Below are 22,739 nucleotides of genomic sequence, written 5' to 3'. Positions count from 1 at the left end.
TCGGCGGCGCTCCGGCGGGGCGTGCGTGATGCCAGCGAACGAGGCTGGCGCTCATGCCGACCGCGGGCCGGCGTACCGGGTCCAGGCGGCTGCCGCGCAGATTCTGACGGCCGACGGTGAGGTGGCCGGGGCGGGTTTCCTGATCGGCGCGGACGTGGTGGTCACCTGCGCGCACGTGGTACGGGCCGCTGGGAACGGCCCCGGGGACGGTGTGCGGCTGACCTTTCCGCGCGCCGAGGGGGCGCCGCCTGCCGAGGGGCAGGTGCTGGTCGAGCCGTGGCGGGCCCCGGACGCGAACGACGTGGCCATCATCCGCCTGAGCGCTCCTGTGGGGGTGTCGCCGCTGCCGCTGGGGTCGGCGGCCGACTGCCGGGGGCACCGGGTGCGCTCCTTCGGCTTTCCGGCACAGGCCCCGCAGGGCGGTCACTTCGGCTACGGGACGGCCGGCGATCTGCTGCCGGGCAGCGGAACGGAGGGCGGTGGCGGCGGGCTCTTGCAGCTGACCGAGGCCAACGATCTGGCCCAGGGGTTCAGCGGCGGTCCGGTCGTCGACGAGGTCACGGGGCTGGTGGTCGGCATGGTCACCGCCATCACGGCCCCTGACGGCTATCTGCGGGGGCAGGGCATCGCCTACGCCACGCCCTCACAGGTCCTGCGTGAGGCGTGGCCGGCGCTGATCGAGCTCGAGACTAGCCCGTACCGGGGTCTGGAGCCCTTTACCGCTGAGCATGCTGCTGAGTTCCACGGGCGGGAGGCGGCGGTGGAGGCCGTGTTGTCGGCTCTGGCCGGACACGAGCGGGCCCTGTTACTGCTCGGCCCCTCCGGGTCGGGCAAGTCATCTCTGATCCAGGCGGGTGTGCTGCCGGCCCTCGGCGACGGCCGGCTGCCCGGCAGCGACCGATGGACGACCATGCTGGTGCCACGCCCGGGGCAGGACCTGAGCGTGGAACTGGAGCGGCACGGTCTGCCCGGGGCCGCGACCGAGGGACTCGTGGCTGCGGTGCGACGTCGGTCCGCAGCAGCCGCGGAAGAAGGCTGGGACCGGATCGTGCTGGTGATCGACCAGTTCGAGGAGGCGTTGGCGCAGCCCTCGTCCTCGGTGCTTGAGTCGGTCAAGGCGGTGATCGACTCCGACACTGCGGTCAGCGTGATCCTGGTGATGCGGGACGACTTCTACCCTCAGCTGGCCGCGCAGGCTCCCGAATTGCTGAAGGCCCTCACCTCCGGCCTGGTCAACATCCCCGCCACGCTGAGCCCGCAGGACCTACAGGCCATCGTGACCCGCCCCGCTCACGAGGCCGGGGCGAGTTTCGAGGAGGGCCTGGCGGAGCGCGTCGTCGCCGACGTCCTGGCTGCCGACCCGCAGGGTGCCGCCGCCCGAAGAGCCCCGGTCACGCTGCTCGCGCCACTGGAACTCGCCCTGGACCGGCTGTGGGAGCGCCGCGTGGACGGCCGCCTCACCCACACCGCCTATGAGCGCATCGGTCAGATCACCGGATCCCTGGCCACCTGGTGCAATGCCGCGATCACCCAGCTGCCCGAGAGCCACCGAGCCACCGCGCGACGCATATTGACCTCTCTGGTACGCCCTGCCGACCCCGCCCGCCACATCCCCGCCACCCGCCAGCAGATGCCCCTCGACGTCCTCCGGGAGCTTGCGGCGGACGCCCCAGACGCGGCCACCGACCGGCAGCCCGCCGAGGAGGTCACCGACGCGGTCCTGGCGTCACTCACTCGCCACCGCATCGTCACCACCGCGGCCCGAGACCCCGGCCCACCACCCACCGGTGTGGTCGCCGAGCTCGTCCATGACACGCTCGCGCGCGACTGGGGGGAACTGCGCGACTGGGTGGAACAGGACAGACGCTTCCAGACCTGGCTGCGCCGCGCCGACGAACAGCGGGCCCGCTGGACGGCCCGCCGGGACTCCGATGACCTGCTCCACGGGACCGATCTGGCCGAGGGTCTGGACTGGATGCAGCAGCGCCGTCTGCCCAGCGCCACGGCGGACTTCCTCGCAGCGAGCCGCCGCAGTCAGCAGGCCGCCGTCCGCCGAACCCGGCGCCTGAACGCCGTCCTCGCCGGCCTGCTGGTGGTGGCGCTCGCCCTGACCGGCTTCGCGTTCCTCCAGCGCCGCTCGGCGCAGACGCAGCAGCAGGTCGCGACGGCCCGACTGCTCGTGTCGCAGGCCGAGGCCGCACGCGCCACCGATCCGAGGCTCGCGCTGCAAATCGGCATCGCCGCCGAGCGGATTCACTCCGATTCCCAGACACGGGCCAGCCTGGTCGAGACCCTCACCGGGACCCGGTATGCGGGAACCGCCTCGGGATTCAGCGACTCGGTCGACGCCGTGGCGTTCTCTCCGCGCGGCAGGATCCTGGCCACGGCAAGTACGGTGCGAACGCGCAAGCCAGTGCCCGTCGAATCATCGAACGCGATCTCCAAGCCAACGGGCATTGGGCGTTCCCCCACACCCACCGTCACGACGTCTGTCACATCGACGACCGTGATCACTTTATGGTCCACCTCCGAGACGACTCCGCTACGTCGGTTGAGTTCGCGCGTGCGCGTCAACGACACCGAGTCCGATCTGATGGCGTTCTCTCCGGACGGGCGTTCGATGCTCACGGCCGACGACGACGGCTCGAAGGTCGACGTATGGGACCTTGCCGACCCGGCGAAGCCGGTGCGGCGCACGTCGTGGGAGGCACTCAAGGACGAGGACGTCGGTTCGGTGGCCTACTCCCCGGACGGCAAAGTCCTGGCCGTCGGATCGGACTACGGCGACCGGGTCGCCCTGTGGGACGTCTCCCGTCCGGACCGGATCAGCCCGCTTGGCGCTCCGTTCAGCACGGGGACTCACCAGATGGACTCTATGGCTTTCTCCCCGGACAGTGGGGTGCTCGTCGTGGGCAGTGACGACTCCGTGGTGCTCTGGGACATCGCCGCCCCGACCCGGCCCCGCCGTCTGGGCTCTCCCCTCGCTGGTAGATCACCCGTCGTGTTCTCACCCGGCCGCCATCTCCTGGCGACACGCGACAAGGACCCCAAGTCCAAGAACCAGAACGCGTTCGTGCTCTGGGACGTCAGCCGCCCGGCCGCGCCCAAGCGGTTCGGGGGACGGATGACCGGAAACAACGCCACGCTGGCGTTCTCGCCCATGGGGGATGTGGCGGCCATCGCCAGGTTCGACGGCACCACGGTGTTGTGGGATCTGTCCCATCCGGCCCGTCCCCTCACCGCAGGATCCCCGCTGACCGGTCACACCGACTTCGTGGTGTCGGTGGCGTTCTCCCCCGACGGGCGGACTCTGGCAACGGGCAGCAAGGATCGTACCGCCATGCTCTGGAATCTCACTGACCCTGGCCAGCCCGCACCGCGTGGCGAGGCCGTCGCAGGGGCGCAGTCCCTGGCATTCCGCGCAGGGGCACGAGCGTTGGCCAGCGGCGCCAAAGACGGCTCCGTGGTCCTGTGGGACATGGCCGATCCGGCCCGACCGGTCGAGGAGAAGACGGGTGTGCCAGGAGAGAGCACGGCACTCTCGTGGGACGGCAGGACTCTCGCCGTCTTCGACCACGAGGTGACCACCCTGTGGGATATCTCGGACATCACGCATCCTGTGCGGCGCGGGCGGGCTCTGCCGGGCAGCGGCAGCCCGGCCATGTTCTCCCCAGACGGCCGGATGCTGATCACCGGGGACAAGGACAAATCGATGCTCTGGGATCTGTCCAACCCGGCGCACCCCGTGCTGCGGACCAAGGACCTGCCCGCCGTCATCGTCCTCGTCGCAAAGTTCAGCCCGGACAGCCGCACTCTCGCGATCAGCAACATCTACGACTTCGACGCAGAGGTGACACTCTGGGACGTCTCCGACCCCGCGCACCCCGCTGCCCGGCCGCGACCGCTGCCGGCCGGTGACTCAGCCGACGTCACGTCAGCGGCATTCTCGCCGGACAACCGCACGCTGGCCGTCGGCCGTTCCGACGGCACGATCGCCCTGTGGGACGTGTCCCGGCCCACCAAGCCCTCACGGATCGGTCAGCCGTTGGTCGGCCCGAGCGACCCCAACGGCAACACGGCTGCCCTGAGCGTGACGGTCGCGGTGCTCGGCATGACCTTCTCCGGCGACGGCCGCACCCTGGCAACCACGAACCTGACGAAGACACTCATCCTCTGGGACGTGACCGACATTGCCAGCCCGCACCGACTCGCCGCTCCGCTGTCGATGCCTGGCCAGCAAGTGTTCGGGCTCGTGTTCTCCCCGGACGGTAAGGGCCTCGCCACCGTCAGTTTCGAGCAGCGTGCCGCTCTGTGGGACCTCACCGCTGGCATCGATTTGCAGGACCACGCGGCCGAACATGCATGTGCGATCACCGGATCCGGCCTCAACCACGCGGCCTGGTCCCGCTATGTCCACGCCCTTCCGTACCGACAAACCTGCGCCTCCTAGGGTAGGAGGGCCCGCAGTCCGCCTGAAACAAGATCACAGGACTCTACGAAACTCGGGCAGCTCAATGCGATCAGCCATAGACCAGCAGGTCCGCAGCGGAAATCTGCAGCGAATGAGGTCCCTCATTGTTGACCACTACATAGGTCGCGGGGGGAAGCGCCTTGAGGAGGTCGCCCATCATCGCTTCGGACAATCGAGCCCCTTCAAAGAAGGCCAGCACGCTTGTCGAGGCAAGCTCGCGCGAACTGTAGACGAAGACGGCGGGACGCCCGTCATACAACCGCGCGATGATGCGGTGATGACGGTCGCCGCTCGTGGTGATGTGCCAGACGCGGCTTCTGCTGAGTGCGGCTGCGAGTAGATCGAATACTGGCTCACCGTCGGTGTACCGGGCACACAGCCGGGCGACTTCGTCTTCCGGGATGGCGGGTTGGGCAAGGGCACGGGGGGCAGATGGAGGCGGGTGCTGACGGGGGGCTCCGGGAGCACGGAGGGTCACTGTGTCGGGCGTGCTCTTGCAAGGCTGCTCCGATTCTCCTGGGCCTTCTGCGATCCGGCCAGTCCGATCGAGCCTGTAGGCGACCGGTGAGGCAGGGTTGATGCGGATCACGACCCCCGCCGGGAGCGACGCCAGCAGTTTCTCGCCGGAGATCCAGGTGGCCGCAATGCCTTCGGGAATGTGGCTCGCCGAGGTGAAAACCGCCGTCTCCAGCGCTGACTTACTGGACGGGGCCGACTCAGCAACTGCGACCGTGGCCGACCTAAGCGCACGCTCCAACGCCGATTCAGACCCGTAGCCGGCCAGAGCCAGCTGAGTGGCCTCGTCCACAGGATCTGTCGTCGCCGGGAAGTTCAGCGCGACGGGCGAGGGACGATAGCGTTCGTTGGCTTCGAATCCAGTGATCTCGCCATTGGCGCCGACTTGGAACGCGCCCTTGATTCCGTGCGCCGGCACCTCGCCCTGTGGATCGAAGGCGGGGTCGATGACGTACAGATGGCCTCCAGACATCCGTCGCGCCGCAGCCCTCAGCTCCTCGGTTACCGGCGGGATCTCGGTCTTGACTTCAGCCGCTGTTCGTATGACGGGAAGGGCTGGGCTTTGCTCCCTGGGATCGAAGAAACGGGCGCGTACCCGTTCCGCCCGGGTGTCGTCTCCCAGCTGACTCAGGGCCAGTGAAAGATTGTGTGCCGTTGTCTTGATGTCGTTGAATGCCCCATTCAGACGCGCATCTGGGGTTTCCGTGAGGGCCAGAGCTTCTTCGAGGAAGCGCACCGCACGTGCCGGATCGCCGCACTCTCCGTACAGAGTCCCGAGGTTGGCCAGCGCGCTCGCCAGTTTCTCCGTCACGCGAGGCTCGGCACGCATGCCTCGGAGCGTGCTGACGGCCTCCTCCAAGTGGCGACACCCCGCCTCCTGGGAGCCGGTCTCGGCGACGGTCGCCCCCAGTTGGTTGAGCGCGATCGCGAGATCCATGGTGGCGTCGGGGTCATGCGTGGCCAGTGCGCGCTGCACCTCGACCGCTTCCTCGACGTAGGGAATCGCGTGTGTCGTTCGCCCGAGATCACGCAGGACCGCTCCGTATGCGCGCAGTGTCAGTACCAGGCTGTAGCGGGTGCCTGGCCTGTCGTTGGCCGCAAGGTAGCGCCGATATGCGGTGAGAGCGTCGGCAAGATAAGGCTTCGCCTGCTGTGAACAGTGTGCCGCCAACAGCTTCATGCCGTAGTCAGCTTGTGCGCGGGTCAACTCCAGTTCGTAGCGGCCGGGCTTCTGCCGCGCTGCCTCACGGTACAGCGCCAGCGATTCTGCGGAGCATCCGGCGGCGGCGTGCGTCTGTTGAAGGGCGGACAACCGCTGGGAGTGGCTGTTCAGGATCGCCGCACGATCCGCGACCTCCAGGGGTTCGGGAGAGGACAGTGACGACCATGCGCTCTCCACCGCGACGGCACTGAGTTCGAGTGCTGCGTCGTCCAGGCCGGCTGCGGCCAGTTCGCTGCTCGCTCGTGACAGTCTCTGTGCGATACGTCCGTTGGCTGCCGCCTCACCGGACTCCCACATCCAGTGCACCAGAGCCACCGCTTCACTCGCGACGCTGGAGGCGGTCTGCAGGTCGCACGTCCGCTGGAGGGCGCGGGCGTAGCGAACGAGTTTCGTCAGCTTGTCGGTTGCCTGCCATGCACTGATGCCCTGCCGGTCCACCGGTGCATGGACGAGTCTGTCGGAGATCGAGACAGCGATCCTGGCCCGGCTGTCGCTGCTCGTGAGGGAGCCGAGAAGGAGGTCGAGTGCCTCGAGCTCACCGACTCCCAGCCTGGACGCGGGAGCGGTTCCGCTGTGTCCGTCGATTGCTGTCCGGATCTGCTGCTCGAACCGGTCCGCGGCCGTTTCCAGCGCCGCCGCCACATATCCTCGGGGGTGCTCGAGAATCAACGCGCTCACGGCCTTGTCGATGCGTTGGGTGAGGGTTGCTGAAGCTGTCGGTTCTTCGCTTGCCGTTCCCAGCGCCCTGATCAGGACGCGGGCGCAGTCCCCGCCCTCGAACCAGTCGTCCGTTCCGCACAGGATACGAAACAGACGCTCGGCTTCGATATCCGATCGGCTGCCGGCCGCCAGTGCATGCAGGACTGAGTCGGCCAGGCGGTCCGGTCCCGGAGCCCGCCACAGCGATCGACCACCACCCGGGTAGAGGGCTTGCAACTGTCTCGCCATCCTGGCGAGATCGCCGCGCGCTACCGTCGTCTCGACGCGCCCCAGCGTGCGCACTGCGGCTGGCTCATCCGGCGGGGCGTGGAGGCAGACCAGTGCGAGGAGCATGCGCGCGCGGTCATGACTGATGGGCACGCCGACGGCGGCGAACGCGCCTGCCATATAGCGCTGTTCGTGTTCGACCAACCCCGTGATCGGGTGGTCCAGGTAGTCCAGCGAGGCGGCCTGTCCTTCCACGGCGTCGAGGATGCGCAGGAGCGCTGCGGCGTACAGATGCAGAGTGGTCGGGACGACGGTGGGGCAGCCCTCGGCGATCGCATCCGCTGATCCGGGGGCGAGGTTCATGCCCGCCTGTTCGGCAGCCCGGGTGAATCCCGCGGTCGCGTCACGCCACATCTCGCCCAGCCCGGCGGCGCTCATCCCTTCCGTGGCGGGTGCCAACCACATCACCCGCCGCTCGATCCAGTAGTGGCGGTCGCTACCGACGGAGAGTTCCTCCCACCACGCTCCAGTGTCCCGAGCGAGCAAGAGCAGTTTCACGGGCGGCACGCCTTGCACGGTGGGGAGTTCGGCGACCGTGTGCAGCAGTTCCTCGATCCGCGATCGGTGTACTTCGGCGGAGTCGACCACGAGCAGGGCTCGGCCGGACAGCCTCGGGAGAGCTGCGACCGCGGCGAGTTGACGATCCCAGCGCCGGACCGACCGCGCCAGTGACCCGGCCATCGCCTCCGTGCCGGCGGCAGACGGGGAGAGAATCCGTTCGAGATCGAGGACACCTGCTGTCCAGCCCAGATCCCGGAGCCGGGCGCAGACCTGCAGGGCCAGGGTGGTCTTGCCCTGGCCCGAGGGTGCGCAGACAAGTCGCAACGCGGTTCCACGGCCGTCGCGTGCCCACTCGATCAGCTGAGCTTCCTCAGGCCGGCTCACCAGGGGATGTACTCCGGCTTCCGGGGTGAGCCAAGCCCACGGCCGGGATGCCGGGACGGTCGGCTCCGGCCCGAAAAGCAGGCGCACGGCATCGGCGCGGGAGGCGGGAGCGACAGGTTCGACGTGCCCGCCGTCGGCGTAGTAGATGACGATGTTTCCGTCACCGGTCACCACGACGGAGTCGACGATGCGCTCCGCGGCCACCCAGCGGTCGCCCGAGGGTGAATCCTCGGAAGTCACCCGCTGATCCGGTTGCGATCGCCGGTGACGACATTGCCGCCGGTCATGTGCCCAATGTTCACAGCGCGTTCACCCAGCGCCGTGATGTCAGCGCCCGACTCGGTCAGCAACGTGCCGAGTTCGGCGGCCAGCTCCGGATCCCCCTCGAGAATGCGGCGCAACTGTCCGCGCAACGCCGCCTGGAAATCGGAGTCTTGAGGATCTTCCGCCACATCGCTGACAGCGGATTCCAGCTCCTGCCGATGCCGGTTCCGCCGCGTGAAGCGCTGCAAGATCTCCCGCCCGAGCGAAACGGTGGCGTCCGCTGCCTGATCTCTGGCACGAGTGAGCACCGCGGTCCCGTAGGCACCGATCGCGCTCACCACGTAAGGAGTGACTTCCGCTGCGGTCAGACTGGCATCCATGTGCCACCCCAGTTCACTCGTCGGCGTCACTCCCCGAGCGAGCATGCGCCGGTTCTCACACTTCGACGATAACGCCGACCGCCATTCGATGTGAGGCGATACCGGGCCTCAGAGATGCTCCGGTCTTACACTGGATGCCGGCGCTTGCACCCATCGTGATCGCAGCAATCCGCCCCGGCAGAGACTCCCACGCACGGATCACACAATCTCGCGTGAACCGTTCGGTACATTCATAAGAATGTCTTTTCGTCGCCCTGCGGCGCAGCTCCCGCCGCAGTCGCGAACGGCCACGCGGGGTCGGCTCGATGTGGTGGGCGCGGTACTGGTCATGGCCGCCACCGGCACTCTGACCTACGCTCTGATCAGGGTCGGCGACAAGGGATGAAGCACGATGGCGACAGCCGGGCTGGTCGCCGCTGCGGTGCTCCTTTACGGGGCCTTCGTCGTCCGTCAGCGCCGGGCGGCGTCTCCGCTGATGGACGTCAGGCTTCCGTCGGCCGGTCGCGACGGGAGCGCTGCTGATCCTCGTGGCCACCGCCTTGATGATCATGATGTTCTTCCTCGGTACGTTCTCCCTGCAGGACCACCGTGGATTCGGGGCGTTCGAAACCGGCCTGCTCTTCCTGCCCGTCGCGCTGGCGACGATGGCAGGGGCGACCGCGGCAGGCCGCGTGATCGGGAGCGCCGGACCCTGGATGCTGGGGGTGTCCGGTCGTCTCCTCGCCGCCGTCGGCATGATGATTCCCGCGCTCTGGGACAGCACCCCCGCCCTCGTGATCGGCATCGCGGTGGCTGCCGCCAGCACCGGAGTGCTCTTCGTCGTCGCTTCCGCCACCGCGCTGGGGCAGATCGAACCCCACGAAGCTGGCCTCGCCTCCGCAATCGTGAGTACCTTCCACGAGTTCGCCGACTCGCTGGGCGCCGCCGTCGTCTCCAGCATGGCCGCGGCGAGCATCGCCGGAACCGATGAGGCGGGCTTCTCGCGAGGCTTCACCACCGGCGCCGTCGTGGCCGCCGCAGCGGTCGTGGCATTGATAGTGACGCCGGGCCATGGTCCCCGTGAGAGCGTCCAGCAGCCGGATTCGGTGTGATGTGACGGGCTGAGCAGGTGGACGTAATGCCCCGCCCGCCGTACTGCGGCGGGCGGGGCAGCATGCGCACGGCGTGAGCGGGGTGTCTGATGCCGGAGCCCCTGGCCCCGCAGGAGTTGACGTTCGTTCTCAGGCTCGGAAGCGGAGGCTGGCGGGCATGCCGACTTCGTCCAGCCCGTTCGTGCCATGGCCGACGACGGACTCCCGGTAAGGCGGGCCACACGGCTGTCCGTCAATGCCGGTCATGGGTGGACGAGAAGTCAACTCACTGTCAGCCCGTCCAGGCCAGATTGAGCACCAGTTCGGACGAAGCCATCCGGCAGCGATCGGATCATGTCGTTGTGCCGGTGCTGGTGGGACTGTTGCGTGGTGCTGTCCCGGGCGGGGGTCTGACTCATGAGATCTTTGACCGAAGTGTCCAGTCACGGGCTTGTCGACTGTCGTTGCGGGATGGTGTCTGCTGTCACCGAGCCACAGGGCGTGTCCCAATAGGGGCCTTGCCGAAGTTCAGGCGCCATCACGGTTCAGACCGCCCGAGCAGCCTGGTGCCAGCCACCCAGTACGTCACCACGCGGGAGGCGAACCAATCATGACGACCAGACAGCGCAGCACCTCCTCGAGCACGGATCCGCCCGTTCGGCGCGAGGTCGTTCTGGGCGTGGACACGCACAGTGAGGTGCATGTTGCCGCCGTGATCTCCCCGCTCGGGAAGATCCTGGGCACCGAGTCCTTTCCGGCCACGGCGGCCGGCTACCGACAGTTGCTCGTGTGGGCCCGCAGGCTGGGGATGGTGCGCCGGGCTGGTGTGGAGGGCACGGGCACTTTCGGCGCGGGCCTGTCCCGCTATCTGCTGGCTCAGGACGTCCAGGTGTATGAAGTGAACCGGCCCGATCGCTCGGCCCGCCGTCTGCTCGGGAAGTCGGACCCGCTCGATGCGCAGGCTGCTGCGCGGGCTGTGCTCAGTGGTCGCGCCCGGGCGCGGGCCAAAACCGGCGACGGTCCGGTGCACAGCGCCCGGATGTTCAAACTCGCCAAGGACTCCGCGGTCAAGGCCCGCACCCAGGCGATCAACCAGCTCAAGGCCGTCCTGGTCATCGCCGACCCCGCTCTGCGGGAACGGCTGTCGAACCTCGGCAATGCCGAGCTGTTCCGCACCTGCGCGCGCTTCAGCCCGCGCGACGGTGGGGGAGACGAGGACGCGGTGGCCCAGGCCACCCACATGACGCTGCGCTTGCTCGCGGAGCGTATCGAGCAGCTCACCGGGCAGATCGATGAGCTGAACCGGCGCCTGACCCGGCTCGTCGGGCGCCACGCCCCGCAGCTGCTCGTCCCGGTGGGCATCGGCCCGGACAGTGCCGTCACGCTCCTGATCACCATGGGAGACAACCCCGAGCGGCTGAACACCGAGGCATCCTTCGCCGCCCTTTGCGGAGTCAGCCCCGTCGAGTACTCCTCGGGCCGGCGGAGCACGCGCCGGCTCAACCACGGCGGCGACCGCCAGGCGAACGCCGCCCTGCACCGCATCGTGTTCACCCGGCTGCGCCACGACCCGCGCACCCAGGCGTACTACGAACGCCGCACCCAGGAGGGCAAGACCCGCCGTGAGATCATCCGATGCCTCAAGCGATATGCCGCCCGAGAGGTCTTCAACCTGGTCAGACCGGTTTCCCGCACCCCCGCGTTATAGGGGCGTCCGTGAGACGTGAGAGGGTCTGACGCGTGAGTGAGACACCGTCGAACACCCTGCAATACCGCTTTGACGGGCCAGAAGAGGCTCCCGTCCTGATCTTGGGCCCCTCACTGGGTACCACATGGCACATGTGGGACCGGCAGGTGCCGGAGCTGGTGAAGCAGTGGCGGGTCTTCCGTTTCGACCTGCCCGGGCACGGCGGTGCCCCGGCCCACCCCGCCGGGTCGGTCACCGACCTGGCCACCCGTCTGCTCGTCACGCTCGACGCCGTCGGCGTGCAGCGCTTCGGTTACGCGGGCTGCGCGCTCGGCGGCGCGATCGGCACCGAACTGGCGCTGCGCCACCCACAGCGGCTTGCCTCGCTCGCGCTGATCGCCGCCTCGCCCCGGTTCGGGACGGCCGACGAGTTCCGCCAGCGCGGGGTGATCGTCCGGACGAACGGGCTCGATCCCATCGCCCGCACCTCCCCCGAGCGCTGGTTCACCAGCGGCTTCGCCGCCGCGCAGCCCGCGATCACCGAGTGGGCCGTACAGATGGTCCGCACCACCGACCCCGGTTGCTACATCGCGGCCTGCGAATCGCTCGCCGCCTTCGACGTACGGGGCGAACTGGCCCGCGTCGGTGTGCCGACCCTCGTCCTCGTCGGCTCGGACGACCAGGTCACCGGCCCCGCCGAGGCCCGCACTTTGGTCGCGGGTATCCCGGACGCCCGCCTCGCGGTGGTGCCCGGCGCCTCCCACCTGGTCCCGGTCGAGCAGCCCGCGGCCGTCACCGACCTTCTCGTACGTCATTTCTCGACGGCCTGGCAGCCCGCGTACGACATCGGCACCGGCCAGACGGCCATCTCGGCGGCTCCCGTCAAGCCGGCCCTGGCAGCACCCCAGCCGATCACCCCCATCGCGGAGATCGCCCCGCCCGCCGTACAGCCCGAGGCACAGGGCCGTCCGGACCAGTACGACGCGGGGATGAAGGTCCGGCGCGAGGTGCTCGGCGACGCCCACGTCGACCGGGCGCTCACGCAGGCGGACGAGTTCTCCGGGGACTTCCAGGACTTCGTCACCAGATACGCGTGGGGCGAGATCTGGAACCGGCCCGGTCTCGACCGGCGGTCCCGCAGCTGTGTCACGCTCACCGCCCTCGTCGCGGGCGGCCATCTCGACGAACTCGCCTTCCACACCCGCGCCGCCCTCCGTAACGGCCTCACCCCGGTCGAGATCAAGGAAGTGCTGCTCCAGGCCGCCGTCTACTGCGGGGTACCGGCCGCGAACAGCGCGTTCAAGGTGGCCCAGCAGGTCATCCGCGAGGAGACGACGCCCGAGGGGTGACCTTCCCAGCCGGGTGGTGAGAGCACCAGCCCCAGCCGTTCACAGCCCGGGCCCGCGCGGCAGGATGGACCCATGAAGCTCACGAAGAAGTCGCACGCCTGCATCCGCCTGGAGAAGAACGGGCAGACGCTCGTCCTCGATCCCGGGGGATTCAGCGAGGAGAACGCCGCGGCCGGCGCCGACGCGATTCTGGTCACCCACGAGCACGCCGACCACTTCGACGAGGGCAGGCTGCGCGCCGCCCTGGACGCCAACCCGGCCGCCGAGCTCTGGACCCTCGCCGCGGTCGCGGAACAGCTCTCCGCGGCCTTCCCGGGCCGCGTCCACACCGTCGGCCACGGCGACACGTTCACCGCCGCGGGCTTCGACGTCCAGGTCCACGGCGAACTGCACGCCGTGATCCACCCGGACATCCCGCGCATCACGAACGTCGGCTACCTCGTCGACGGCGCCGTCTTCCACCCCGGCGACGCCTTCACCGTCCCGGACCACCCGGTCGACACCCTGCTGCTCCCGGTCATGGCCCCGTGGAGCAAGCTGTCCGAGGTCGTCGAGTACGTCCGCGAGGTCAAGCCGCAGCGCGCGTACGACATCCACGACGCCCTTCTCACGGACCTCGCCCGCCCGATCTACGACCGGCTGGTGGGCGGCCTCGGCGGATCAGAGCACCTGAGGCTGGCGCCGGGAACGTCGGCGGAGGTCTGAGAGGCGTTGTCAGACCCGGCGGGTAGGTTGTGGGGCATGCGTATCGCGACCTGGAACGTGAACTCGATCACCGCCCGCCTGCCGAGGCTGCTGGCCTGGCTGGAGAGCAGCGGCACGGACGTGCTGTGCCTCCAGGAGGCCAAGGTCGCCGCCGAGCAGTTCCCGTCCGACCAACTGCGCGAGCTGGGCTACGAGGTGGCGGTCAACGCGACCGGCAGGTGGAACGGCGTCGCGGTGATCTCCCGCGTCGGTCTGGAGGACGTGGTGCGCGGCCTGCCCGGCGACCCCGGCTACGAGGGCGTCGAGGAGCCCCGCGCGGTCTCCGCGACCTGTGGCCCGGTCCGCGTCTGGTCGGTGTACGTGCCGAACGGCCGCGAGGTGGCCCACCCCCACTACGCCTACAAGCTCAGCTGGTTCGAGGCCCTGAAGGCGGCGGTCGCGGCCGACGCGGCCGCCGGCCGCCCCTTCGCCGTCCTGGGCGACTTCAACGTGGCCCCGACCGACGACGACGTCTACGATCTGGCCGCCTTCGAGGGCCTCACCCATGTCACCCCGCCGGAGCGTGCCGCACTGGCCGCCCTGCGCGAGTCGGGCCTGACGGACGTGGTGCCCCGGCCCCTGAAGTACGACCGTCCGTACACGTATTGGGACTACCGCCAGCTCTGCTTCCCCAAAAACCGGGGCATGCGCATCGACTTGGTCTACGGCAACGAGCCGTTCGCCAAGGCGGTGAAGGACGCGTATGTCGACCGCGAGGAGCGCAAGGGCAAGGGCGCGTCGGATCACGCACCGGTGGTGGTGGACCTGGAGGTGTAGGGGAGACGCTTTTCAGCGCCGGACACACACCTCCAGCCCGTCCGGCGATTGAGGACGAGCGCGTTCAGCGCGAACGGGGGTCCAGGGGCGGAGCCCCCGGAGACGGCAGCCGCACCCACGGCCCCTACGGAACCAGCGCCCCCAATTCCACCGCCCCCGCCAGCGCAGCCAACCCCGCATCGCCGGGATGCAGATGGTCACCACTGTCATACGCGGGCAGCAACCGCGTCGGCTGCGCCGGATCCCGCAGCGCCGCATCGAAGTCGACGAACCCGTCAAAACCGGAACCGGAACCGGAGTCGCCGTCGGACACAGCCTCCTCCCGGATCCACGTGTTCACGGCCCCACGCTGCCCGTCGACCACCGAAGTGCACCGCGCTTCACCCCCGCACGGCCCGATGGTCGCGACCAGCACCCGCACCCCGCGCGCACGCACCCGCTCCGCCAGCTCCCGCAGACCAGCGATGACATCCTCCGCCGCCGCACCCGTCCGCAGGTCGTTCACGCCCTGGAAGACGATCGCCGTACGCGCCGAGGTCTGGGCGAGGACGTCCCGGTCCAGGCGGTGCAGGGCGCTCACCCCGCCCGAGTCGGTCGAGACGCCGTCGCCCGGGTAGCGGTCGGTGAGGACACGGTTCGCGGAGATGCCCTGGTTGAGGACGCCGTAGGAGGGAACCGCGCTCTGGGCCCGCAGCCGGTCGGCGAGCACATCGGGCCAGCGCCGGTTCGCTTCCAGGGTCGAGCGCTGGCCGTCGGTGATCGAGTCGCCGAGCACCACGACCGAGCCCGGCCCGTCACCGACGTCCACCCCGGTCAGCAGCGGCCACGTCGTCAGCGTCGAGGTGTACGGCGTCGGGGAGCCGTCCGCCGTGTGGTCGCCCGGCTCACTGACGTACGAGCGTTGCTGCGCGAGCTGGTGCAGCGGGGCCGCCGTCACCGTGCCGGGCAGATGGAAACTCACCAGCAGATTGGCGTCCGCGGGCACCGCGAAGTCCAGCGGGTCGCTGAACGCCTGTGCCCCGGCCGGGAGTTCGGCGCCGCGCGCACCTCGGAACGTCAGCGGTACCGGCGTATCGCTCGCCGTGGCGCCCGTCGCCTGCACGGCCACCGTCGCGCTGCCGATCCGTACCGGCGCCGACGCGAAGGTGTTGTCGAAGCGGACCCGTACCCGTGGCCCGCCGGCCGACGTGTGGACCACCAGCCGCAACGTCCGGTCGGTCCACGGGCCCACGGTCGCGTACGTCGAGGTCGGTGCCGCCCAACTGCCCGTCCAGCCGGCCGTGTCGGGCCGTACCGAGAGTGCGAACACATGCAGGTCGGCCGCGTACGGCAACCGGACGGAGGCGACCTCGTGCCCTCGTGTGATCGGCACGGTGACGACGAACAGCCGTGCCTTCTCGGCGAGTTGGCCAGTGGGCGTGTTCACGTGCGGCAGCGCGACCGTCTTGGCGCCGAGGGGGCCGGCGCGCCAGTCGGGGGCGGTCAGCCAGTACGGGGACTGCGTGCCGTCGGCGTACGAGACCATGCCCGCGCCGCTCACTTCGGAGCCGCTGGTGCCGGCGACGAGGAACGCCAGGGCGTCACCCTCCCCATGGACGCGTACGGGCTGGCCGGCGGCGCGGACGTTGTCCGGCTCGCCCGGGTCCCGCTGCGGCCAGGTCAGCCGGGCGCCCTGGACGGTGAGGGCGCGGCCCCTGGTCCAGCCGGCGGAGTTCAGGTCCTGGGCCGACAGGGAGGCGCCCGAGCCGTCGAAGTCGGCGGCGTCGGGGAGGGCGTCGTCGCTGACGGCGGTGTTGTCGAAGTACCGGGTGAGGGGGAGGGGTTCGGCTGTCCGGTCCGTGGACGACAGGGGTGTCAGTGTCGCGCACAGGGCGAGGATGATGCCCGGCCCCGAGAGACTCCGGATTCCCGGTGCCCGCTCGCCTCGGCCACCTAGCCGCATGCCTGTTCTCCCGGTCCGCTCGGCCCTCCGCTCAGTGCAGTGTGAAGCTAAAGAGCTACCAGGGGGCCCGTCAAGCGGGAGCCGTACCGGGCAGGAGGACACGGGGAACTTGGCCGGAACCGGCGTCTCCGCGCGCCCTGTGGTGCGGTCGGCGGTGTGAATGACAGGCTGGACGTATGAACATCCCTTTCCTGGGCAACTGGCGCAAGAGGCATGGACCCGCCCGAGGTGTGGCGGTGTTCTCCGAGGGCGAGCCGGATCCCGAGGCGGTCGCCGGGCTTCTTTCCGAGTGCGAGCTGCTGCGCTCCCAGGCGGAAGGGGCGGGTGTCGAACTCGACGACTCCGCCGCCTCGTTGGAGGCGCTGGACCAGTTGCTGCCGGGCTGGCGGGACGACGAGGAGTCGCTGTCCTGGCTCGGCAACGACGCGGGCCTCTACCTCGGCACGGTCATCGTGCGGACGGTCCCGGGTGCCGCCTGGGACTTCTGGCCGAACGGCCAGCCCGTCGTACGGCTGTCGTCGGGCCGTGAGTTCGATGTCGTCGCCTCCGGTCATGAGTGGGCGTCCAGCGGAGCTCCCGAGTTGTCGCAGTTGTACGCGGAGGTCGCGGAGGCATAGGCACGGGGACCGCATTTGGCGTAAATACGGCTAATGCCCGGAAGTGCGTGTCGGGTATTAAGTCCACTCCCGTCTGGATAGTTTGCGGCGACCACGACACAGCTGAGAAGTGAGTAGGGCTGGGCATGGCTGTCGATCCGTTGATCGAGCTGCATGAAGTCAACAAGCACTTCGGTGAACTGCATGTTCTCCAGGACATCAACCTCACCGTCAGCAGGGGGGAGGTGGTCGTGGTCATCGGCCCGTCAGGGTCGGGCAAGTCCACTCTGTGCAGGGCGATCAACCGGCTGGAGCCGATCGAGTCCGGGACGATCAGACTCGACGGACAGCTGCTGCCCGACGAGGGCAAGCCTCTCGCACGGCTCCGTGCCGAAGTCGGGATGGTCTTCCAGTCGTTCAACCTCTTCGCCCACAAGACCGTCCTGCAGAACGTCTCGCTGGGCCAGGTCAAGGTGCGTGGACGCAAGAAGGAGGAGGCCGACAGGCGCTCCCGTGAACTCCTCGACCGCGTCGGCCTCGCCTCGCAGGCACCGAAGTACCCGGCTCAGCTCTCCGGCGGCCAGCAGCAGCGTGTGGCCATCGCCCGCGCCCTCGCCATGGACCCCAAGGTCATGCTCTTCGACGAGCCGACGTCCGCGCTCGACCCGGAGATGATCAACGAGGTTCTGGAGGTCATGCAGCAACTGGCCCGCGAAGGTATGACGATGGTCGTCGTCACCCACGAGATGGGCTTCGCCCGCTCGGCCGCCAACCGGGTCGTCTTCATGGCCGACGGTCGTATCGTCGAGGACCGCAGCCCCGAGCAGTTCTTCACCGACCCGCGCAGCGACCGCGCCAAGGACTTCCTCTCCAAGATTCTCAAGCATTGAGGCCAGGATGCCAACAGCGGTTGTCACCAAGGGAGTTGAGGATGCGGTCAACCCGCCGACGGGCAACCTCCCGACGACGGCCCGGGCCGGGAGGCCGGCCGCGCCGAACCTCGACTACGATTTGCCGTTCATCCCCATCGGGACGGGGACCGAGGCCGAGGCCGTGGCGCCGGCCGAAGCAGGGACGCTGCTGCCAGGCGGGCAGTAGTTGGAGGGCATGCGTTCGCTCGGCGGCAGCCGGAGATCACTGCTTGCGCAGGGGTATCGACACCCATGAGGGGTCGTGCTCCGGCAAGCAGGAGGTCAGCTGCGCCGGTCGGGTTGTGCTCGACGCAGAGCGGGTCGACCGGGCTGACCAGCTTGCCGAGGCCGAGCGGGCCCACGTCGCAGAAGTACGCGACGAGGGTGCCGCTCTCCTTGGTTCTGGCGCCCGTCATGTGCAACGTGGCCGCTTCGCGTACGTGCTGCTAGGAGGCGCGGTGTGCGGTGCGTGCTGCCGCAACGGCCGGCAGCGGGGTCTGCGCGGCTCGGGTGATGTCCGTGACGACCTCGACGACATCGGGTCCGTACGCCTGCGAGTTGACGACCTTCAGAAGCAGGGCGAAGGAGTTGTTGCCGTGTTTGCGCGCCAGCCGTTCGTGGTTGCGGGCGAGATAGCGGGTCGCCGCCTGGTTGGTGATCGCGCGCTGGCCGCAGAAGAGGAAGACGGGTCGGGTTTCGCCGCTCTGGACGGCGGTGAGCCGAGCGAGGATCACGTACTCGCCCATGCCCGCCTCCAGCCGGTAGCGCTCGGTGCCGATCTGGAAGGCGCCACGGTCCGGGCCGGGTTCGGCGTCGACGTTGACGCGGACGCCGGGGAGCAGCGAGTGCAGATGGGCCAGCATGCGGCGGTTGGAGGCCGGGCCGCCCACGCAGAACTCGGTCCGCTCGCCGACCCCCTGCTGCGTGGCGTCGTGAGCGACGACCTGCGCGTGGGCGTTGCAGTCCTTGATGAGCGCGGCGAGTTCCAGCAGGGCGAACACGTCGTGGCGCATCACCGTCAACTCGGGGCCACCGGCCTCGCGGTTCACCACGAGCAGCGACTCGGAGTTGTCCGGCAGCCCGAAGAAGGCCTGCTTGCGGCGGAGTTTGCGCTTCCACAGATAGGTGCGGGCCAGCCAGCCGAGGGCTGCGCTGATACCGGCCGCGACCACACCGAGGACGATATTGCGCACGTCGTCAGTCATGGGCGCGCATGCTAGCGGTCAACCGCAACGGTGTTCGAGGGGCCCTTACGGGACCATCGGGATGCAGTTACGCTGCGCGGACGGTCGTTGACTGGAGGTATTTGATGCGTCGCCCTGTCGCGCGGAATCTGGCGGTCCTGGCGGTTTCGGCTGCCGTGGTGTCGGTGGGGGCGGCGGCTCCGCCCTCCGCGACCACGTCCACGGACGCGGCTGCGGGTACGTCGGTGAAGAAGGTCCCGGTCGCCGTCGGATACGGCGGTGCCGTGGCAAGCGTCGACGCGGATGCCTCGGCTGCCGGGATCGAGGTGTTGCGCAAGGGTGGCAACGCGGTGGACGCCGCTGTCGCCACGGCTGCCGCGCTCGGGGTGACGGAGCCCTACTCCAACGGCATCGGCGGAGGCGGCTACTTCGTCTACTACAACGCCAAGTCCCGTACGGTACAGACGCTCGACGGCCGCGAAACGGCACCCCTGACGGCCGACTCGGGCCTGTTCCTGGAGAACGGGCAGCCCATCGCCTTCGCCGACGCCGTCACCAGCGGACTGGGCGTCGGTACGCCGGGCACGCCCGCGACCTGGCAGGCGGCACTGGACAGTTGGGGCAGCGAACGGCTCGGGACGCTGCTGAAGCCGGCGGAGCGGCTCGCGCGGGACGGCTTCACCGTGGACGCCACGTTCAGATCGCAGACCGCGTCCAACGAGGCGCGGTTCAGATCCTTCCCGGACACGGCGAAGCTGTTCCTGCCCGGCGGTGCGCTGCCGGTGGTCGGGTCGAGCTTCAAGAACCCCGAACTGGCGCGTACGTACGAGGAGTTGGGACGCAAGGGCGTCGGTGCCCTGTATCGGGGGAAGCTGGCGAAGGAGATCGTCGACACGGTCAACAAGCCGCCGGTGGACCCGGGTTCGGGCTACAACGCGCGCCCCGGCGATCTGTCGCTGAGGGACCTGGCGGCCTACCGGGTGAAGCGGCAGGCGCCCACGAAGACGTCGTACCGCGGCCTGGGCGTCTACTCGATGGCACCCTCCTCGTCGGGCGGTACGACGGTCGGTGAGGCCCTCAACATCCTTGAGGAGACGGACCTTTCGAAGGCGAGCGAGGTCCAGTTCCTGCACCGCTACATCGAGGCGAGCCGGATCTCCTTCGCGGACCGGGGACGCTGGGTGGGCGACCCGGCCTTCGAGGACGTACCGACCAAGGAGCTGCTGTCGCAGTCGTACGCCGACTCGCGGGAGTGCCTGATCAAGGACGACGCGGTCCTCACGAGCCCGGTCGCGCCCGGGGACCCGCGCCACCCGACTGCCTGCACGAGCACCGGCATCGCGGCGCCGACGACGTACGAGGGCGAGAACACGACGCATCTGACGGTGGCCGACAAGTGGGGCAACGTCGTGTCGTACACGCTGACGATCGAGCAGACCGGGGGCAGCGGCATCACGGTCCCGGGTCGCGGTTTTCTCCTCAACAACGAACTGACGGACTTCTCCTTCGCCCCGGCCAGTCCGGCCGTCCACGACCCGAACCTGCCGGGCCCGGGCAAGCGACCGCGCTCGTCGATGTCGCCGACGATCGTCCTGGACGCACACGGCAAGCCGGTGGTCGCCCTCGGGTCCCCGGGTGGCGCGAGCATCATCACCACCGTCCTCCAGACTCTGACGGGCTTCCTGGACCGGGGGCTACCGCTGGTCGACGCGATCGCCGCACCGCGCGCGAGCCAGCGCAACCAGACGACCACCGAGCTTGAACCGGGCCTGTGGGACAGCGAGTTGAGGACCAAGCTGGAGGCCATCGGCCACGGCTTCCGGCTCAACCCCGAGATCGGCGCGGCGACCGGCGTACAGCGTCTGCCGAACGGCAAGTGGCTGGCGGCAGCCGAGACAGCGCGACGGGGTGGCGGGTCGGCCATGGTGGTGCGGCCGGCGTCCTGAGTCACCTGGAGGCGGGCGGCGGCACGGTGTTCGAGGGCGGCCGCCCGTCCCCGTAGGGGCTGACCTTCGCCGCGGGTCAGGTGTAGTCGATCTCCGTCCGGGTGAAGCCGGCGTCCATCCGCAGGGGGCGTTCGGCGGTGCGCAGGCCGCCCGCGCGCTCGTAGAACGAGATCGCGCGGGCGTTGCCGCGCAGCACCTCCAGGCAGACATCCCGGCCGGGGTGCCGACGGGCCGCCCAGGCGCAGTCGAGGTGCAGCAGGATGCGGCCGACGCCGGCGTCGAGGCGGCCCAGCCGGGCGTGCAGGTCGTCCACGTGGACCCGGCCGTCCGCGGACGTGTCCAGATGGATGAAGCCGCGCAGCTCGCCGTTCTGCTCGGCGAGCAGCAGACACCGCTCGTCGGACAGCGCCCTCGTGCCTGCCTGCCACTTCGCGCGGTTCTCCGCCGCCGGCAGGACGCCCTGATGCGCGGCGGGCATCAGCGCGCAGTACGCGCTGTGCCAACTGGCCGTGTGCAGGGCCGCGATGCTCTACGCGTCGGAGGATGTGCCGTTCCTGATGCGCATGCGGCCGTAGGTCACGCCCGGCTCGTACGCGCCTCCTGCCGCGCCGTGAGCACCCGCGGCCCCGACTCCGTGATCGCCACCGTGTGTTCCGCATGGGCCGCGCGGGAGCCGTCGTTCGTGCGGAGGGTCCAGCCGTCCGGGGCCTCGTGGTAGCCGTCCTTGCCGCTGCCGATCAGCATGGGCTCGATCGCCAGGACCAGCCCGTGGCGCAGCGGCATGCCCCGGCCCGGGCGGCCCTCGTTGGGGACCGGGGGGTCCTCGTGCATACGGCGGCCGATGCCGTGGCCGCCGAAGCCGTCGGGGATGCCGTACCCCGCCGTACGGCACACCTCGCCGATCGCGTGCGCGATGTCGCCGATGCGGTTGCCGACGACCGCCGCCGCGATGCCCGCCGCGAGGGCCCGCTCGGCGGTCTCGACGAGCCGTACGTCGGCCGGGCGTGGTTCGCCCACGATGAAGCTGATCGCCGAGTCGCCGGCCCAGCCGCCCAGTTCGGCGCCGAAGTCGGCGGAGACGAGGTCGCCGTCGCGCAGCCGGTAGTCGTCCGGGATGCCGTGCACGATCGCGTCGTTCACCGAGAGGCAGAGCACCGCCGGGAACGGGGTGGGCGCGAAGGAGGGGCGGTAGCCGAGGAAGGGGGAGGTCGCCCCGGCCGCGCGCAGCACCTCGTGCGCCACCTCGTCCAGCTCTCGTAGAGAAACGCCCACGTCAGCGGCTTCCTGGACGGCGGTCAGGCCTCTGCCGACCACCTGGCCAGTCTCGTACATGGCGCCGATTGCTGTGTCCGTCTTGAGTTCCACCATGCCAATTACTATACCGGTATTAGAATGGTGGCATGGTACGCACTCCTCTCACTCCCGAAGAGCGTGAACGCGGCGAACGGCTCGGCCGGTTGCTGCGTGAGGCACGCGGTGGCCGCAGCATGGCGGAGATCGCGGCCCGCGCCGGGATCTCCGCCGAGACCCTCCGTAAAATCGAGACAGGCCGTGCGCCGACCCCGGCCTTCTTCACGGTCGCGGCGCTGGCGCCGGTTCTCGGGCTGTCCATGGACGAACTCATCGGGCGGTGCGCGCCGCCCGCCCCGATCGCGGCGTGAGTCGCGTGGGGCGGTTTTGGCCATTGTGACCGTGGCTCACGTCACGTTCCGCTGGGCGCGCGGTACTCTGCGTCTGGTCCGAAAACCCCTCGTAGCCCATCCGTAACACGGCTGGTGTTTTCTACGGGGCGGAGAACTCCGGTCGGG

At 69.4% G+C, this 22,739-nt stretch carries 17 protein-coding genes and 2 pseudogenes; 12 read left to right on the top strand and 7 right to left on the bottom strand.

Features of this window, described 5'->3' with window-relative positions:
- Nucleotides 1-28 precede the first annotated feature (28 nt).
- Nucleotides 29-4,450, top strand: coding sequence for an nSTAND1 domain-containing NTPase (locus OG734_RS08045; RefSeq protein ID WP_330286779.1), 4,422 nt, complete (start codon nucleotides 29-31; stop codon nucleotides 4,448-4,450).
- 70 nt (nucleotides 4,451-4,520) lie between these two features.
- Here the strand turns inward: OG734_RS08045 and OG734_RS08040 are convergent, their stop codons facing one another.
- On the bottom strand, nucleotides 4,521-8,321 hold the full coding sequence (locus OG734_RS08040) for a type VII secretion system-associated protein (RefSeq protein WP_330286778.1): 3,801 nt from the start codon (nucleotides 8,319-8,321) through the stop codon (nucleotides 4,521-4,523).
- Nucleotides 8,318-8,725 (bottom strand): hypothetical protein, encoded by a 408-nt coding sequence (locus tag OG734_RS08035; RefSeq protein ID WP_330286777.1) that lies wholly within the window; start codon nucleotides 8,723-8,725, stop codon nucleotides 8,318-8,320. Before OG734_RS08035 ends, OG734_RS08040 begins: the two co-directional genes overlap by 4 nt.
- Before the next feature lie 238 nt (nucleotides 8,726-8,963).
- On the opposite strand from OG734_RS08035, the gene OG734_RS08030 reads away from it, so the two are divergent.
- The 6 genes and pseudogenes from OG734_RS08030 (at nucleotide 8,964) to OG734_RS08005 (ending at nucleotide 14,352) form a co-directional block, all read left to right on the top strand.
- On the top strand, nucleotides 8,964-9,110 hold the full coding sequence (locus tag OG734_RS08030; protein ID WP_330286776.1) for a hypothetical protein: 147 nt from the start codon (nucleotides 8,964-8,966) through the stop codon (nucleotides 9,108-9,110).
- 109 nt (nucleotides 9,111-9,219) lie between these two features.
- Nucleotides 9,220-9,816, top strand: a pseudogene (locus tag OG734_RS08025) (MFS transporter); the annotation flags it as partial.
- A 589-nt stretch (nucleotides 9,817-10,405) separates the two neighbouring features.
- Nucleotides 10,406-11,503: an IS110 family transposase gene (locus OG734_RS08020; RefSeq protein WP_330286775.1), complete on the top strand. Its 1,098-nt coding sequence runs from the start codon at nucleotides 10,406-10,408 to the stop codon at nucleotides 11,501-11,503.
- A gap of 32 nt (nucleotides 11,504-11,535) precedes the next feature.
- Nucleotides 11,536-12,831, top strand: coding sequence for a bifunctional 3-oxoadipate enol-lactonase/4-carboxymuconolactone decarboxylase PcaDC (gene pcaDC / locus OG734_RS08015; protein WP_330286774.1), 1,296 nt, complete (start codon nucleotides 11,536-11,538; stop codon nucleotides 12,829-12,831).
- Between the two features lie 72 nt (nucleotides 12,832-12,903).
- The gene (locus tag OG734_RS08010; protein WP_330286773.1) at nucleotides 12,904-13,536 is read left to right on the top strand and encodes an MBL fold metallo-hydrolase; all 633 of its coding nucleotides are present in this window, start codon (nucleotides 12,904-12,906) and stop codon (nucleotides 13,534-13,536) included.
- 36 nt (nucleotides 13,537-13,572) lie between these two features.
- On the top strand, nucleotides 13,573-14,352 hold the full coding sequence (locus OG734_RS08005; protein WP_330286772.1) for an exodeoxyribonuclease III: 780 nt from the start codon (nucleotides 13,573-13,575) through the stop codon (nucleotides 14,350-14,352).
- Between the two features lie 124 nt (nucleotides 14,353-14,476).
- On the opposite strand, the gene OG734_RS08000 is transcribed toward OG734_RS08005, so the two are convergent.
- Nucleotides 14,477-16,294 (bottom strand): GDSL-type esterase/lipase family protein, encoded by a 1,818-nt coding sequence (locus OG734_RS08000; protein ID WP_330286771.1) that lies wholly within the window; start codon nucleotides 16,292-16,294, stop codon nucleotides 14,477-14,479.
- Nucleotides 16,295-16,470: 176 nt separating this feature from the next.
- On the opposite strand from OG734_RS08000, the gene OG734_RS07995 reads away from it, so the two are divergent.
- The 3 genes from OG734_RS07995 (at nucleotide 16,471) to OG734_RS07985 (ending at nucleotide 17,988) form a co-directional block, all read left to right on the top strand.
- Nucleotides 16,471-16,911, top strand: coding sequence for a DUF6278 family protein (locus tag OG734_RS07995; protein ID WP_330286770.1), 441 nt, complete (start codon nucleotides 16,471-16,473; stop codon nucleotides 16,909-16,911).
- A gap of 125 nt (nucleotides 16,912-17,036) precedes the next feature.
- Nucleotides 17,037-17,780 carry an amino acid ABC transporter ATP-binding protein gene (locus tag OG734_RS07990; RefSeq protein ID WP_330286769.1) on the top strand — a complete coding sequence of 248 codons (744 nt, stop codon included), beginning with the start codon at nucleotides 17,037-17,039 and terminating at the stop codon, nucleotides 17,778-17,780.
- A gap of 7 nt (nucleotides 17,781-17,787) precedes the next feature.
- Nucleotides 17,788-17,988, top strand: a complete 201-nt coding sequence (locus OG734_RS07985) for a hypothetical protein (protein WP_330286768.1) — start codon at nucleotides 17,788-17,790, stop codon at nucleotides 17,986-17,988.
- Between the two features lie 36 nt (nucleotides 17,989-18,024).
- On the opposite strand, the pseudogene OG734_RS47915 reads toward OG734_RS07985, so the two are convergent.
- Nucleotides 18,025-18,247 (bottom strand): annotated as a pseudogene (locus OG734_RS47915) (acyl esterase); the annotation flags it as partial.
- Nucleotides 18,248-19,006, bottom strand: a complete 759-nt coding sequence (locus OG734_RS07980; RefSeq protein ID WP_330286767.1) for a hypothetical protein — start codon at nucleotides 19,004-19,006, stop codon at nucleotides 18,248-18,250.
- Nucleotides 19,007-19,110: 104 nt separating this feature from the next.
- Here OG734_RS07980 and ggt point away from each other — a divergent pair, with 104 nt between their 5' ends.
- Complete coding sequence (gene ggt / locus OG734_RS07975) at nucleotides 19,111-20,931, top strand: gamma-glutamyltransferase (RefSeq protein ID WP_330286766.1); 1,821 nt, start codon at nucleotides 19,111-19,113, stop codon at nucleotides 20,929-20,931.
- A gap of 76 nt (nucleotides 20,932-21,007) precedes the next feature.
- On the opposite strand, the gene OG734_RS07970 is transcribed toward ggt, so the two are convergent.
- Both OG734_RS07970 and map read right to left on the bottom strand, forming a co-directional pair.
- Nucleotides 21,008-21,409, bottom strand: coding sequence for a GNAT family N-acetyltransferase (locus tag OG734_RS07970; RefSeq protein ID WP_330286765.1), 402 nt, complete (start codon nucleotides 21,407-21,409; stop codon nucleotides 21,008-21,010).
- Between the two features lie 98 nt (nucleotides 21,410-21,507).
- Nucleotides 21,508-22,299, bottom strand: a complete 792-nt coding sequence (gene map, locus OG734_RS07965) for a type I methionyl aminopeptidase (RefSeq protein ID WP_330286764.1) — start codon at nucleotides 22,297-22,299, stop codon at nucleotides 21,508-21,510.
- Nucleotides 22,300-22,331: 32 nt separating this feature from the next.
- Between map and OG734_RS07960 the strand changes: the two genes are divergently transcribed.
- Nucleotides 22,332-22,592 carry a helix-turn-helix domain-containing protein gene (locus OG734_RS07960; RefSeq protein WP_330286763.1) on the top strand — a complete coding sequence of 87 codons (261 nt, stop codon included), beginning with the start codon at nucleotides 22,332-22,334 and terminating at the stop codon, nucleotides 22,590-22,592.
- Nucleotides 22,593-22,739 lie beyond the last annotated feature (147 nt).

The sequence above is a fragment of the Streptomyces sp. NBC_00576 genome (genome assembly GCF_036345175.1).
In the GTDB taxonomy this organism is placed as follows: Bacteria; Actinomycetota; Actinomycetes; order Streptomycetales; family Streptomycetaceae; genus Streptomyces.
Note: the sequence above shows the minus strand (reverse complement) of the source record. Positions and strands in the feature narration are given on the sequence as shown.

Bases quoted from the DNA above. Each gene is read 5' to 3' on its own strand.
- ggt (WP_330286766.1), top strand. From the start codon at position 19,111: ATGCGTCGCCCTGTCGCGCGGAATCTGGCGGTCCTGGCGGTTTCGGCT.
- OG734_RS08030 (WP_330286776.1), top strand. From the start codon at position 8,964: ATGTCTTTTCGTCGCCCTGCGGCGCAGCTCCCGCCGCAGTCGCGAACG.
- OG734_RS07980 (WP_330286767.1), bottom strand. From the start codon at position 19,006: ATGACTGACGACGTGCGCAATATCGTCCTCGGTGTGGTCGCGGCCGGT.
- OG734_RS08005 (WP_330286772.1), top strand. From the start codon at position 13,573: ATGCGTATCGCGACCTGGAACGTGAACTCGATCACCGCCCGCCTGCCG.
- OG734_RS07990 (WP_330286769.1), top strand. From the start codon at position 17,037: ATGGCTGTCGATCCGTTGATCGAGCTGCATGAAGTCAACAAGCACTTC.
- OG734_RS08035 (WP_330286777.1), bottom strand. From the start codon at position 8,725: ATGGATGCCAGTCTGACCGCAGCGGAAGTCACTCCTTACGTGGTGAGC.
- OG734_RS08010 (WP_330286773.1), top strand. From the start codon at position 12,904: ATGAAGCTCACGAAGAAGTCGCACGCCTGCATCCGCCTGGAGAAGAAC.
- OG734_RS07970 (WP_330286765.1), bottom strand. From the start codon at position 21,409: ATGCCCGCCGCGCATCAGGGCGTCCTGCCGGCGGCGGAGAACCGCGCG.
- OG734_RS08045 (WP_330286779.1), top strand. From the start codon at position 29: ATGCCAGCGAACGAGGCTGGCGCTCATGCCGACCGCGGGCCGGCGTAC.
- OG734_RS07995 (WP_330286770.1), top strand. From the start codon at position 16,471: ATGAACATCCCTTTCCTGGGCAACTGGCGCAAGAGGCATGGACCCGCC.
- OG734_RS07985 (WP_330286768.1), top strand. From the start codon at position 17,788: ATGCCAACAGCGGTTGTCACCAAGGGAGTTGAGGATGCGGTCAACCCG.
- OG734_RS08020 (WP_330286775.1), top strand. From the start codon at position 10,406: ATGACGACCAGACAGCGCAGCACCTCCTCGAGCACGGATCCGCCCGTT.
- OG734_RS07960 (WP_330286763.1), top strand. From the start codon at position 22,332: ATGGTACGCACTCCTCTCACTCCCGAAGAGCGTGAACGCGGCGAACGG.
- OG734_RS08000 (WP_330286771.1), bottom strand. From the start codon at position 16,294: ATGCGGCTAGGTGGCCGAGGCGAGCGGGCACCGGGAATCCGGAGTCTC.
- map (WP_330286764.1), bottom strand. From the start codon at position 22,299: ATGGTGGAACTCAAGACGGACACAGCAATCGGCGCCATGTACGAGACT.